The organism is Bacteroidota bacterium (assembly GCA_018266755.1).
In the GTDB taxonomy this organism is placed as follows: domain Bacteria; phylum Bacteroidota; class Ignavibacteria; order Palsa-1295; family Palsa-1295; genus JAFDZW01.
Genome location: JAFDZW010000007.1, coordinates 146,048 through 160,271, shown reverse-complemented (window position 1 = coordinate 160,271; position 14,224 = coordinate 146,048). Strand labels below are relative to the sequence as shown.

Here is a 14,224-nt window from a genome sequence, read left to right as displayed (position 1 = left end):
ATAATGCCAAGAACTCTCATCACCGGCGGAGCCGGATTTCTCGGAAGTCATCTGTGCGATCGTTTTGTCGCTGAAGGACACGAGGTTATCTGCATGGACAATCTGGTGACCGGAAATCCGGAAAACGTCTCGCATCTTTTCGGCAAGCCGAACTTCGTCTTCGAGCATTATGACGTGACGAACTTCATTCACGTCAGCGGCCCGCTTGACTACGTGCTGCACTTCGCGTCGCCGGCAAGCCCGATCGATTACCTGAAGCTTCCGATCCAGACGTTGAAGGTTGGTTCGCTTGGCACGCATAAGGCGCTCGGACTTGCAAAAGCCAAAGGTGCGCGTTTCCTGCTTGCATCAACGAGCGAGACGTACGGTGATCCCGCGATTCATCCGCAGCCGGAATCGTATTGGGGGAATGTGAATCCCATCGGCATCCGCGGCGTGTATGACGAAGCCAAGCGTTTCGCCGAGGCGATGACGATGGCGTATCACCGATATCACGATCTTGACACACGCATCGTGCGCATCTTCAATACATACGGCGAGCGCATGCGCATTCACGATGGTCGCGCGATCCCGGAGTTCACTCGCCAAGCACTCAAGAACGAGCAGATCACGGTGTTCGGCACCGGCATGCAAACGCGCAGCGTGTGTTATGTGAGCGATCTCATCGAAGGTATCTATCGTCTGCTCCTGAGTGACTATAATAATCCGGTAAATATCGGGAATCCCGACGAGGTAACCATGCTCGACCTTGCGAAGGAAATTAAGACGATGATCCCTGAATCCAAGAGCGAGATAGTCTTCAAGCCATTGCCGCAGGACGACCCGCAAGTTCGTCAGCCGGATATCACCCTTGCAAAATCACTGCTCGGCTGGGAGCCGACAGTCGCACGCACCGAAGGACTCAAGCGAACTATCGAGTATTTCCGCAAGGCGGTGGGTTAGGCCTTGGCACATTGAACGTACCTGTGGTGACCCATTCGACCCTGAAACATTTCCCGTGTCTACAATGTATATACAGCCATGAAGACGCTGAAAGTGCGGAAATGGGGAAATTCGTTAGCAGTACGGCTTCCGAAGTCCGTCGCCGAACGGCATGAGATCCACGATGGCTCAGAGATTCGGTATCACGACCTGAAGAACCGACTCGTGCTGGAATTCGACGAGGACCGCCTGACGCTCGAAGACTTGGTGAGCAAAATCACACCCGAGAATGTGCACTCGGTGACGGATTGGGGAGCCCCGGTCGGCAACGAGATCTGGTAATGGCCAAGCCGTATATACCAAACCGGGGTGATATTGTGTGGGTCGAGCTTGATCCGCAAGTCGGTCGTGAGCAGGCCGGTCGACGTCCGGCGCTTGTGTTGTCAGAACATTCGTACAACCGCTCCACAGGACTCGCCGTGTGTTGCCCAATCACTTCACAACAAAAATTCTATCCGTTCGAGGTCGAACTCCCGACGGGACTTCCGATCAGCGGCGTCATACTCTCCGATCACATCAAGAGCATCGACATTCCCGGACGGATTCAAAAACATATATGCACAGCACCTGACGAGGTGCTCGCTCGTGTTGTAAAGCGGATCACTCTTCTCATCTCTGCATCGAAGCAATCGTGAAGCAATTACTCACCAGCATGCGCTCCGGCGCCATCAGCGTCCGCGACGTGGACGCACCCGAGCACCCGAAGCGTGCGGGCGTCATCGTGCGCAATTACGCCAGTGTCATCAGCGCCGGCACCGAGAAGATGTCGGTCGAACTTGCGCGTTCGTCGATGCTCGAAAAGGCGAAGAGCCGGCCCGATGACGTCAAGAAGGTCCTCGCCGAGATCAAACAGCAAGGGTTCTGGGCGACGTACAATCGTGTGATGAACAAGCTCGACACCCCGAAGCCGATGGGCTACTCGTGTGCGGGCGAGGTCATCGCGGTCAGTCCCGATGTCGACGACCTCCGTCCCGGCGACCGTGTTGCGTGTGGCGGTCAAGGAGCGTATCATGCCGAAGTCGTCAGCGTACTCCGTAATCTCTGTGTCAAGATCCCCGAAGACGTATCGTACGAGGAGGCGTGCTACACAACGCTCGGCTCGATCGCAATGCAAGGTGTTCGTCAGGCCGAGCTGACATTCGGCGAATCCGTCGCCGTGATCGGCCTCGGACTTGTCGGCCAACTCACCTGTGCCATCGCCCGTGCTGCAGGCTGCGTCGTGATCGGCATCGATCTCGATGATGAGAACGTGAAGCTCGCTGCAGCGCACAATGCACAATTTGCATTTAGTCGAAAAGCGGATAACCTTGTTGATAAGATCAAGTCGATCACATCGGGCTTCGGTGTGGATGCCGTAATCATCACTGCGGCGACCAGCTCGAACGATCCGATCGAGCTATCCGCCTCGATCACCCGTGATCGTGGCCGCGTCGTGATGGTCGGCGTGACGAAGATGGATATCCCGCGCGACCCGTTCTATCTCAAAGAGCTTGACTTCCGACTCTCGCGTTCCTACGGTCCGGGACGTTATGAGCACGACTACGAAGACCGCGGCATCGATTACCCCATCGGCTACGTCCGCTGGACCGAGCGCCGCAACATGCAGGAATTCGTTCGGCTGCTCGCAGAACGAAAGGTCAATCCCTCAAGACTGACGACCCATACGATCGCAGTCGCCGACGCGAAACGAGCGTACGACATGATCGCCGGCGAGATCAAGGAGCGGTACCTCGGCATCGTCCTGACCTACCCGCAGGATGAAGGCGGAAGGATGAGGGATGTCCAGCATCACATCCAATCACCAATCACAAACCACCAGTCACCAACCATCGGCTTCATTGGTGCTGGTAACTTCGCCCAAGGCTTTCTGCTGCCCACACTCAAAGAGCAGGCCGATCTTGTCGTCGTTGCGAACGAAACCGGTTCGAGCGCCGAAGATGCCAAGACCAAGTTCGGTTTTGCTCGTTCGACGACGGACCCTGATGCGGTGATCGCATCGAACGACGTCAACACGATCTTCATCGCAACGCGCCACAACAACCATGCCGAGTTGATCTGCAACGCGCTCGAAGCGGGAAAGCATGTCTTCTGCGAGAAGCCGATGGCGCTGAAGTTCGAGGATGCAGCCAAGGTCGCGCGTACTTACACTGAGCACTCAGCACTGAGCACTCAGCACTTCCTCATCGGCTTCAACCGCCGATTCTCACCGCTCGTTGTGAAGATGAAGGAGCTCTTCGGCGAACCGCATGCGCCGAAGATGATCTTCTACCGCGTCAACGCAGGCCCCGTCCCCGCATCGAACTGGGCGCAAGACGAAGAGACCGGCGGCGGACGTATCATTGGCGAGGTCTGCCACTTCATCGATACTGCTGCCTATCTTGCGAACGACGCGCTACCGAAATCCGTCGTTGCGAAACAGATCTCGAGCGGACGTGCGGACTCCATAGATCATGATACCCTCTCAATCGTGATCGACTACGAAGACGGTTCCGTCGCGACGATCCTCTACGTTGCCAACGGCGACAAGACACTACCAAAGGAAGAAATACAGGTCTTCTCGGGTGGCCGAACGGCGATCATGAAGAACTTCACCGAACTCGAATTCCACCGCGGCAGCGGTAAGCCGCACATCGTCAAAGGCCAAGGCAAGGGGCACCGTGAAGAGGTCGAAGCGTTCGTCGCGGCGATCAAGAACGGCACGCCGTCGCCCATCCCCTTCGAGTCGATGCTTGCAACGACCGTCGCAACCTTCGCCGTGCACGAATCGCTTTCGACGGGCGAGACGATTCGCTTCTGAGGACGACGCAGCCCCGTCCTCTCGATCGGCTTCCTCATTGTAACATTCCGGGATGTTTGGTGTTGTCTTATCGGCATCAACTTTCATCTATCGGTGTGTAGTGTTGTGAGTCGGATTCGTACGATCATCTTCGCAATTCTGTTGACGAGCGTTCTCGTCTCTGCATCGATCGCCAAATGGACCAAGATCGCAAATCTTGGTACTCCAGTCGGCTGTTGCTATTTCACCGACGACCTCACCGGCTATGCCGGGTCCGGTAACTCTGCAAGCCAAGTCCCGATCCAGATCTGGTACACCACCAATGGCGGCAGCTCGTGGATGAATGCAGGCGTGCCAACAGCAAGCGGACAAGTCACACAGATCTGTATTCTGCCTGATGGCACCGGGTATGCCTCGATCTATTCGACCGGCAGTATGAATGTGAATCTTTGGAAGACCGTGGACTATGGCAGATCCTGGACCGACGTTTCGACCGGGTCACACCTTGGCGCGGGTGTTGGTATATCGAGTGGTGTCCCGCTGACGACTGCAAGCTGGAATCCGCCGCTGAACGCCGGAAACAACCAGAACGGCGTCTTCTTCATGGACCCGTTAACGGTTCTCGTCACACCCGGTCCGAATTCCAAAACGAATCTTGCCGAGGCTTGGTCGGCGTGGGGCGATCCGAAAACCCGCATCTGGTACACGATCACCGAGCTCTCGCGCAGAATGTGGATCTCCACGAACAACGGCGCATCGTGGTCATCTCGATTTGCGTTCGGACCGCCGCTCGTTACTGCTGGGATCATGACCGGGCATATTTTCGGCAGTGCCGGATATCTGTATGTACAGACCGAGCAAGACGGCATAATTCGTGGCACACTCAAAGATAGTGGGCATACATGGATCAATGTCGGCGGCCCGTCAAATATCGCCGATACCCGCACGTTCTATGTCGGCGGGTGCAGCGGCGAAATGGTCATCGCGTTCGATAAGCTCGGAGGGGTGTGGAAAACCAACGATGGAGGCGATGGTACGCTGGGCGTCAAGTCCGAGATTGGCTTCACGCATCCGCGCTTCCCGAACATCACTGCTTGTCTCAACGAATCGCGCAAGTTCGTGATCACGAACTACAACTGCTACGACTATCTGCTGAACTCGATCTCGTTCGTCACAAACACCGGCGGTGCGTACACACTCGCAACGCCCGTGATGCCGGACACCATCAAGAGCGGCGCGACCGATACCTTTCAGCTCGCATTCGATCCTGCAAAAAAGCCCGGCAACTATACGTGCCGCGTAAAGGTCAATGGATCGTTCATCACCGGGTTGCCATCCCTTGCGTTCGACAGCTTGCTCGATGTTGCGGTCTTCGTGACTGGTGAGCAACCAAGAATGCAGGTCATTCCGTCCACACTGGAGCTCGATACGGCAAGCATCTGCGGCGGTCAGTCGGACACCGTGTTCACGATCACGAACATATCCTGCGATACGCTCACAATCACAAGCGGCCCTGGTGTGCTTCCGCCTGAGTTCACTATCGATCCGCTTGCGCTTCCGTACAAGCTACCGAAGGATTCGACGGTCAGCCTGCGTTGCCATTTCAAGCCGACGACGGCAGGGGCCAAGACGGCGAACCCCATATATGCTGCGACGATGCAGGGCAACAACACGTCGGTGCAAATGACCTTGAATGGGTTCGGCGAGGACGGCATCGCGAAGCTTGCGGCATCGCCCGCTTCGATCGACCTCGATACCCTTTCGCTCTGCGGCAGCGGCGATTCTGCCGAAGTCTCGATCACGAACACCGGCTGCGTCCCGCTCTTCCTAGACAACACATCCATCGGTGGCGACCCCGACTACTCACTTGCGTCCGCTCCCGCACCGTGGCGCTCTGTCGCGCCGGGTGATGTTGTTCGCATGTGGGTGCACTTTGTGCCGAGCTTGAAAGGCAAGCGCACAGCGACCGTCTCGATCGTTTCGCATAGCCGCTCCGTTGATTCGACGGTGATGCGTTTCAGCATTCCGGTCTCTGCACAGGTCGTCTCCGGCTTCGCAAAACCACAGGCGTCGGTCTCGGCCCTCGACTTCGGTACCTTGAGCTTCTGCGATACCCGCGATACATCGTTCACCATCCGCAACATCGGCTGCGACTCGCTTCGAGTCGATTCGCTCACACTTGCGGGTACGGGCTTCTCGCTTGTCGGCCTGTCGCTGCCGGCGTATCTCGCGCCGAACGAACGCATCGTTGTCGGCGTGCATGCTACGCCGGTCGGAACCGCCACGACCTTCAACGGCACCATCCACGTCTTCACGACGCCGGATTCGAACCTCGCGCCCGTTACGCTGACCTTCTCGCTTAAAGGCGCCTCGCCGAACGTTGCGCTTTGGCTCACCATCGACTCTGCGAGCGCAACTTCCGGCTCGCCAACAGCAGTCCATCTCAAAGCCGACCCCGCAACGATCGGACAATACCGTTCACTCGATGTGACGCTCAACTGGAATAACGATCTGCTCTCGCATCGCGGCTCGCATGGCGTGAACACCATCGCACCATCCGGCCCCGTGACGGGCATCGCCGGACCCTGGACCTTCCGTATCACGGGCAACCCGTTCCTCGCTGCCGATGCAGCCGACAGCTCCGTTGCCGTGCTCGATTACGATGTCTTCCTCACGAAGGACACCGCGACGTCGGTCGATCTCACGGTGCTCAAAGTCAACGACACCATCCCAGGCTCCGGACCTTGCACGATGCAGGCCACCGCGAGCGGGACGTCATTCCGCTACCGCATCGAAGGCTGCTCGCAACCCACGCTCCACGATTACCTCAGTACCGGCACGCTGCGCGTGAGTGCCATCCGGCCGAACCCGGTGACGGGCAGTGAACTCACGATTGTCGTCGAAAGCCCGATCAAGCAGACGGCCACGATCTCGGTCCACGACGAACTCGGCAAGCAGGTCCTCGCACGCACGCTCGAACTTGCGGCCGGCACCAACGAGATCCCGATCGGCACCACCGCCCTTGCCAGAAGCCGATATAGCGTCCGCGTCGTCACCGCCACCGCCGAGGTGACCTCCGGCTTCGTCAGAAAGTAGGCTCCGACGGCCTCGCCCGCGCTCCCATTCGCACGCTGCACATTCGAAAAGATGGGTAGGTAACTCCCTGATAATTCAATGATATAATTGTGTGCACGCACCGAGCCCGCAGAAACGACAGAGCCGGCTTGCACCGGCTCTGAACGAATTCCTGGGCTCATGGCCCAATGCTCGAATTGCATTCAACAAATACACGGAATTATGCGCTTATTGTCAATAGGTGCCCATAAGAATTAATATTATGGGCACCTATGGATGAATTTTCGGTGGGCTCATTGAGCGATGTAACACTATGGTTTTGTTGTGTGTCTTACTTGCGCATGAAAAATAGGATTGGCAAGCACTCATTCAGTCTGTCTCCAAATTCCACCCGGGGTTGGAGGTGTTTTCTTGCTACGTGCCTCAAGCCTTTGCATGACTACCCTTGGGCAACAGCATGTCTCGTGGTGATTGGGTTGTTGCATCCGATTCCGAAAGCGCACGGGCAATGGAAGCAGGTAGGGCAATTCAGTGAGGGTGTCCTCTGTGTATATTTTTCCGAGTTCGATAGCGTCCCTCTCCATGGATACGTCAGTATCAAGAAGAATGTTGATGCATTACTACGTACGAGCGATGGTGGCAACACTTGGTCGACGATTCCCGGAAGCCTGGCAGCACTGAGCGTCCTGTTTGTCGATCCGTTGAATGGATGGTATGTGTACCCCGACGTCAACGGTACCCATGTCACGACTGACGGTGGCCTCACCTGGAATCAAATGGGACAAGGCTCTCCGCCCGGTTGGGATATATACTACAATGCGAAGAAGAATTTATTGATACAATGCTCGTGGGATGGCACGCTCTATACCTCACGGGATCGCGGTCTCACATGGAATCGCATCGAACCCAACCCCAGCGCGAGTGGTGCAAGCGGGCTAACCTTCTTTAACGATAGCACCGGATTTGCAAGCTCTGCCAGTACAACTAACTGTTACGGCTATCGGACAACCGATGGTGGCGAGACGTGGAGTACCAGCCAATTCAGACAAGAATGCTGGAAGCCACATACTGCGCTTCCGAGCGGGACATTCTTTGCACCGGCAGAATGGGGAGGCAACGGACTCTCGCGATCGTCGGACGGAGGAGCTAGCTGGTCTCTGACGAGTGGACAGCCGCAGTCTTCACTAATCGGTCACATGCAGGGTGACGACTGCAGACTCTATATCCACACCGTTGATGGAGTGTATCGGTCTTTAGATTCCGGACAGACGTGGCAGTTTATTGGCGGCCCGCCTAATACTTACGATACACGGGCTCTCTACTCTCGCGGCAAGCATGTATACGCCGGCGGCTCCGACGGCTCACTGTGGTATCTTTACGATACCATCCCCGACCCACGTCTCCGTATTTCTCAAGATATCATTAACTTCGACAGCGTTTCGGCATGTGCCGATCCAGTCATCAGTGTGCGACTTACCAATTTTCGGATCTGCGATGCGATCAAGATTGATAGCATCTATGCCACAAATGCAACCATCAAGGCTTTTCAAGTGATCGGCTCTCCCCTGCTCCCGTCGCAGCTTTCCGCCGGCAGTACAGACTCGATCGGCGTTCGATTCATTACAACGCCAATTGGGAAGTACTACGGAAGATTACATATCCGTTACTCGGTGGACGGCGCCACAGTTGATACCGTTCTGACGATCGGTGCCGTACGAGTGCGGAGCGCGTCGTCCGGACTTTCGACGTATCACCTAGCATTCGATACGATCTCCGTGTGTCAAAGCGTCGCGCGTACGTTGAGCCTTGTCAATAATAACTGCGACTCCGCCATCCTCGATCTTGCATCGACACCCGGTGCCGGTTTCACCGTGCTCTCACCTTCGATGCCGTACCAGACGGCCCCGGGAGAGAAAGTGGACATTCATATTCGTTACACGCCGTCAGCAACCGGCCCGATCAATACGATTCTCACGTTCCGTTTGCGTACCAAGAGTGCGTCTGTGCAGACGTTCGATCTTCGGGTCGACGGCTATGCCGATACGCGCTTTGCCACTCCGGCGCTTGCACCCACCGTAGTCGATTTTGGAAGTGTCCCGCTGTGTACCGGCGCCACGAGCGACACTCTTGCATTGCTGATTTCGAATCCGAGCGGATGTGATTCCGTTCGTGTCCGCACCGGGTCCGTACCAGATACTGAATTCGAACTTGTAGACGTTTTGCCGACAACAACAGTAGGCCCGGGCGGAATAACGCAGGTGCGATTAGTAAACCACCCGACGAGCAAGGGGCGTCATCTGTCGACATTAGCACTTGAGTTCTTCGATGGTACCACATGGCGAGACACGACAGTACAACTTGCCGAGACCGTCACCGACGGTACTCGCATTCTCTCGTCCTCAAGACAGTTGATCGACTTCGGAACGACGACACTCTGCGACGAGAGAGACTCCGTCGTGACGTTGTATAACTCGGGATGTGATACGTTGCTGGTGGTAGGGTATCGGGTACAGGGTGTTGGATTTAGTGTCGGAGCGCCTGACTCGGTGCGTATCCTTCCGGGCCAGAGCGTGAACATACCGGTGACGACGTTCCTCGATACAACCGGAGGAATGTTCACGAACTACGATACCCTCTCTTTCATCAGCAACGCCGATAACACTATCCCTCCGGTGTATCTGTCGCGGAGTTACTCCTTGCCGAAACGATACAGCTTCCACATGATAAGCACGGGTGTGCCGAGCGGGACGTCGGGCGACTTCGTCCGTTTTGCGCTCGTCAGCGACCAAGCACAGCTCGCAGGCGTGCAGATGATCGACTACGATCTCACTCTCAACACCGACCTGCTTGAACTGACGAACACCTCGGGGCCGAACACGGTGAAGGTTGTTGGAAACCACATCACGATCACGGGTAACCCAAACATCCAGATCACAAGCGACGGCAGTATTGCGCAGTTCGAGTATCAAGTCTATCTGACGACAGACTCCGCCACGAATCTCACGGCAACGAACTTCCACTTGAACAACGCCGATCCGAAATTCGAAGCGTGCGTGGCGAGTGCAAGTACGCGCGACACAGCGTTCGAGTATCTCTATCGCTGTGGCAACCGCGAATTGCAACAGTACATGCGAACGGGAGTGGTGCGGATCACGAGCATCCGTCCGAATCCGTCGTCGGGTGCGGTGACGCTCTCGGTGCAAGCCGTGACGAGCGACGCGGCTGAGATCGAGCTTGTCAATGCCCTTGGCGCTGTGGTGAAGTCGGGCACGCAGATGCTCCGCGCCGGTGCGAACGAGATCGAACTCCCGACCGAGTCGCTGGCGAACGGTGTGTACTATGTCCGCGTCAGGTCGGGCGGCAACACGGTTGGCGGCAGCGTTGCGATTGAGCGGTAGGCAATACTATCTCCACGCTGTAGAGACGCGCACATGCGCGTCTCATGTTTCGGAGGTGCGAATCTTCCCGAAGCAGGGGCATGACCGACGGAGGAGACGCGCATGTGCGCGTCTCTACAGGCGGGATGAAATAGAGGCATAGCAAACAAAAAGGGAGCCGTGGGCTCCCTTTTGTATCAGATCAGTTGTGATCAGGTCTTACCACCACCCATTGCGGTTGCCGTAGCTGCGGCCCGAGGTATCGGTGCCGGTCGGGTCGTTGTATTCGTAGCGGCGGTTGTTCATCGAATCCTCACCGCGCGAGCGCTTCTCCATGTTCGGCTTTGCTTCGCGGACCGTGAGCGGACGCCCCTCGATCTCCTTGCCGTTGAGTTCGCCCATCGCCTTCTGCGCGGCGTCCTCGTTATCCATCTCGACGAAGCCGAAACCCTTCGACTTCTTGGTGACCATATCGCTGACGATCGCGGTGCTTGAGACGCGGCCGAACGGCGCGAAGAGCGATTCCAACTGCTCGACCGTCCAGGTGTAGGGCAACGAGCCTACATACAATTTCTTTCCGACAGCAACACGTGACTCTTTGGTGGCGATAGCTTCTGCCATGAATAGTATCCTTTTTTGATTGGTGTTTTGGTGGTTGTTAAATCGTTAGACCACCGCTAACGAATTGGGCTGGGAAGTAGTTCGTCCCCCTGAGCTACCCCCGGTAGCTGCTTCGGCGCCCCAAAATGCCATCGGCATCGACCGACATCTCCCCTGCCTCGATGGCTTGCTCGATCATCGGGAAGAGGATCCGCTCCTCGGTCCGCACATGCGCCTCGAGCACCGCCCCGAAATCAGCCAGCGCCGCCATAACGGCTCCTTCATCCGTAATGGTATCAAGCCTGCCCAGCGCGTTGCGCATGTGGTCGTGCTCCGCAAGAAGTCGATTGACGGTGGCCTTCCCCTCATCGCTACTGACAAGCGGGAACAGGAGGGTCTCCTCGATCTCGAAATGGACCAGAAGCTCGTGTTCGGCAAAGCGGAGCAGTGCTGCAGCCTGATCCAATGGTGAGATTGGCCACAATGTATCACGCGGTGAGGAGGGGCCGCCTTTCTTCAGCCGAAGCGCCACTAACAGGGCTTCGTGATGGTCATGCGAAAGCGGGACGAGCGCAGGGTGCCTCATGAGAGCCTTTCCTTCCGCTCCGGTAACACCAGCGACAGCAACACACTCGCAAGCAGAATGCCGACGATGATCAGCAAAGAGACCATGATGTTCGGGTGGAAGCCCTCCCAAAATAGCGGGGCCAGCATCTTGAACCCGACGAACCATAAGATTACCCCTACCCCCTTCTTCACGAACCGGAAGGCCTGCTGCATCCGCTCGAGCAGAAAATACAGCGAGCGCAACCCGAATACGGCCAGGACATTCGACGAGTAGACGATCAGCGGATCCCGGCTGACGGCAAAAATCGCGGGGATCGAGTCGAACGCGAAGAGCACATCGGTCAGCTCGACGACCAACAGCACGACGAATAAAGGGGTCACGGCGCGTCGGCCTCGGGAGCGAACGAAGAATTTATCCTCATGAAAGTCGTCGGTAACGACGAAGAGCTTGCGCGCCATGCGAATGATCTTGTTCTTCGAGGGGTCGAACTCGGATTCCTTCCCAAAGGCCATCATGAAGCCCGTATAGATAACGAGCGCTCCGAAGACGAACATGAGCCATTCGAACTGGTTGACGAGGCCGATTCCGGCAAAGATCATCACCCCGCGCAACAGGAGGACGCCGATAATACCCCAATTGAGGACTCGCCGCTGCAGTTTCGGCGGGACTTTGAAATGCGTAAAGAGCATCAGGAAGACAAACAGGTTGTCGACCGACAATGCTTTTTCGATCGTGTATCCAGCCAGGAAGGCCAGCGCGTGGTCCTGCGTATTGAACTCCCAGATCACCAATGCAGTCACGAGCGAAAGCCCGATCCAGAATATGCTCCACAAGAGCGCCCGCTGAAATGACATTGAGTTTTCTCTTCAGAATATTATAGACTGTTGTGAACAGCCCTGTTTATTGAAGAATCCCTACCGTAGTAATTGACGCCTTCAAAATAACAAGGGTTGACAGGGGAGAAGAGACCGGGCCCAAAATCGCGTGGGGAAATTTCCCAAAAAATATAGACTTGCGGGTGTAACAGAAGAAAAAACGCGAAGTTTATTCGGAGCGGACAAATATGTCCGTATATTTGCTTATTGAAATATAAGCTGTTTAGCCGAGTAGCCCTCACTCGCGATCACAGTGAAAGTAATGAATGCGGACCTTCGACCCCCTCTCCGCTACCGACTGTGAGCAGCAGGTATTTCACACTCACACAAAGAATTGCGTATCTTTGTAGTGAGCCGTTAGAAGGATTTGTGCATAAGTGCTTTTTCCACTTTTCGGAATTCTTGCATGCTGCACATTTTCTTCGTATATTTACATCCCTGCCTTCGCGCGGGGTCTTCGCCATTCAATGGCAAGACAGTCCGAACCGATTGTTTTATAACTGGTTCGGCGTGATAACGATAAAAGTTTTTTATAGAAACGTTTCGTTCAATTTAATAAAAACCAATAGGAGACGAAGGTATGACTTCACGTCGTTCAAATCTGCTGGGTGTAGTGCTTGGGGCTTTCCTGAGCATAGCAGCACTCGGCACTGCTAATGCCCAAGTCCCGCGTAGTATCTCCTACCAGGGACTGTTGATAAAGAATGGTCAGCCGGTCAATGCGCAGGCTAACCTGAAGATCAACATCTACAATGCAGCTGGCACGTTGCTCTATACAGAGTCCTACAACCAGGTGCAGGTCAACAACGGAGTATTCAACGTCAACATCGGCGCGAGTAAAGCACTGGAGAACTTGAAGTTCGACGAGCAGTACTTCCTCGGTGTGGAAGTTGACGGCACCCCGGAAATCCTACCTCATACCCCGTTCACTGCTGCGCCGTATGCACTCAATGCACAGACGGTCGGCGGTATCGGCGTCTCCACCACCCCGGCTCCGGGTATGCTCCTTCCGCTCGACCAGAACGGAAAGATCCCGACGTCAGTATTGCCGCAGTCAACGTCGCTTGTCAGCGTGAACGGTCTTACCGGTGATTCGCTTGGCAATGTCCAGATCCTTGGCGTTAACGGTATCACGGTTCTCAGTGATGCCATTACGAACAAGATCACGATCGGTATGGCGACAACCGGCGGTATCGTAGACACGATCTACCCGGGCCCCGGTATCGACGTGATCAACCCGATCGGTACGCAGCACACGGTCCAGATCGCGAACAACGGCATTACGCCGGGTATGATCGGCACGGGTGCGGTTCTCGGTCGTAACCTCGATCAGAATATCCCGCAGCTCGGTCTCTACCAGGATGCGCTCGGTGATCTCAATATCGGTATCAACTCGACGTTGACCTACATCAACCCGCCGGGCAACCACGCGATCGGTATCAACCTCGCGAACCCGAACACCTGGACGGGCACACAGACCTTCAGCGCAAGCCCGATCGGTATCATCGTCACCACGACGGCCCAGTTCAATGGTCCGGTTGTGATCACCGGCACGCCGGAACCGGCAGCCGCTGTCAACGGTGCTACCTACGAGCTTCAGCTCAACGGTGATTTCCGTGCAACCGGCTCCACGACGATCCAGGGTAACACCTTCATCGGCGCAGGCCCGACCAACACGACGAACACCATCGGTAATGTCGCTTCGCAGCCGGCGAACTCTGTTCTCGGTTTGACGAACAATGTCACGGCGCAGTCGACAGGCGCTACGGCAGCGACGAACTCGATCTCTGCAAGCGGTACTGCGAGCGGTAATAGCAACAACATTACTGCAAGCGGCACAGGCGCAAGCAACAATATTCAGGCTCCGACCAACAATGTCGGTACCACGAACTCCGGTTCGGTCAACACGATCGGTAATGCAGGCACGAGCACGAACACCGTCACCGGCGCAACGAACAACGTGACCGGCACG

At 56.1% G+C, this 14,224-nt stretch carries 9 protein-coding genes and 1 pseudogene; 7 read left to right on the top strand and 3 right to left on the bottom strand.

Annotated features, from left to right (window positions below; all coding sequences use genetic code 11):
- Nucleotides 1–3 precede the first annotated feature (3 nt).
- From JSS75_14045 to JSS75_14020, 6 genes are all read left to right on the top strand, one after another.
- Nucleotides 4–942 carry an SDR family oxidoreductase gene (locus JSS75_14045; GenBank protein ID MBS1904823.1) on the top strand — a complete coding sequence of 313 codons (939 nt, stop codon included), beginning with the start codon at nt 4–6 and terminating at the stop codon, nt 940–942.
- Nucleotides 943–1,020: 78 nt separating this feature from the next.
- Nucleotides 1,021–1,263 carry an AbrB/MazE/SpoVT family DNA-binding domain-containing protein gene (locus JSS75_14040; protein ID MBS1904822.1) on the top strand — a complete coding sequence of 81 codons (243 nt, stop codon included), beginning with the start codon at nt 1,021–1,023 and terminating at the stop codon, nt 1,261–1,263.
- On the top strand, nt 1,263–1,616 hold the full coding sequence (locus tag JSS75_14035; protein MBS1904821.1) for a type II toxin-antitoxin system PemK/MazF family toxin: 354 nt from the start codon (nt 1,263–1,265) through the stop codon (nt 1,614–1,616). Before JSS75_14040 ends, JSS75_14035 begins: the two co-directional genes overlap by 1 nt.
- Nucleotides 1,613–3,778, top strand: a complete 2,166-nt coding sequence (locus tag JSS75_14030; protein MBS1904820.1) for a bi-domain-containing oxidoreductase — start codon at nt 1,613–1,615, stop codon at nt 3,776–3,778. The genes JSS75_14035 and JSS75_14030 overlap by 4 nt, the downstream gene beginning before the upstream one ends.
- Nucleotides 3,779–3,883: 105 nt before the next feature.
- Nucleotides 3,884–6,853, top strand: coding sequence for a choice-of-anchor D domain-containing protein (locus tag JSS75_14025; protein MBS1904819.1), 2,970 nt, complete (start codon nt 3,884–3,886; stop codon nt 6,851–6,853).
- Nucleotides 6,854–7,296: 443 nt separating this feature from the next.
- Entirely contained in the window at nt 7,297–10,230 is a 2,934-nt protein-coding gene (locus tag JSS75_14020; GenBank protein ID MBS1904818.1) for a choice-of-anchor D domain-containing protein, read from the top strand.
- A 198-nt stretch (nt 10,231–10,428) separates the two neighbouring features.
- Here the strand turns inward: JSS75_14020 and JSS75_14015 are convergent, their stop codons facing one another.
- From JSS75_14015 to JSS75_14005, 3 genes and pseudogenes are all read right to left on the bottom strand, one after another.
- Entirely contained in the window at nt 10,429–10,830 is a 402-nt protein-coding gene (locus tag JSS75_14015; GenBank protein MBS1904817.1) for an RNA-binding protein, read from the bottom strand.
- Nucleotides 10,831–10,924: 94 nt separating this feature from the next.
- Nucleotides 10,925–11,395 carry a hemerythrin domain-containing protein gene (locus tag JSS75_14010; protein ID MBS1904816.1) on the bottom strand — a complete coding sequence of 157 codons (471 nt, stop codon included), beginning with the start codon at nt 11,393–11,395 and terminating at the stop codon, nt 10,925–10,927.
- Nucleotides 11,392–12,234 (bottom strand): annotated as a pseudogene (locus JSS75_14005) (TerC/Alx family metal homeostasis membrane protein). The gene JSS75_14010 and the pseudogene JSS75_14005 overlap by 4 nt, the downstream one beginning before the upstream one ends.
- A gap of 598 nt (nt 12,235–12,832) precedes the next feature.
- Between JSS75_14005 and JSS75_14000 the strand changes: the two are divergent.
- On the top strand, nt 12,833–14,224 hold a 1,392-nt coding region (locus JSS75_14000), incomplete at its 3' end, for a hypothetical protein (GenBank protein MBS1904815.1).

Bases quoted from the DNA above. Each gene is read 5' to 3' on its own strand.
- JSS75_14015 (MBS1904817.1), bottom strand. From the start codon at position 10,830: ATGGCAGAAGCTATCGCCACCAAAGAGTCACGTGTTGCTGTCGGAAAG.
- JSS75_14040 (MBS1904822.1), top strand. From the start codon at position 1,021: ATGAAGACGCTGAAAGTGCGGAAATGGGGAAATTCGTTAGCAGTACGG.
- JSS75_14045 (MBS1904823.1), top strand. From the start codon at position 4: ATGCCAAGAACTCTCATCACCGGCGGAGCCGGATTTCTCGGAAGTCAT.
- JSS75_14035 (MBS1904821.1), top strand. From the start codon at position 1,263: ATGGCCAAGCCGTATATACCAAACCGGGGTGATATTGTGTGGGTCGAG.
- JSS75_14010 (MBS1904816.1), bottom strand. From the start codon at position 11,395: ATGAGGCACCCTGCGCTCGTCCCGCTTTCGCATGACCATCACGAAGCC.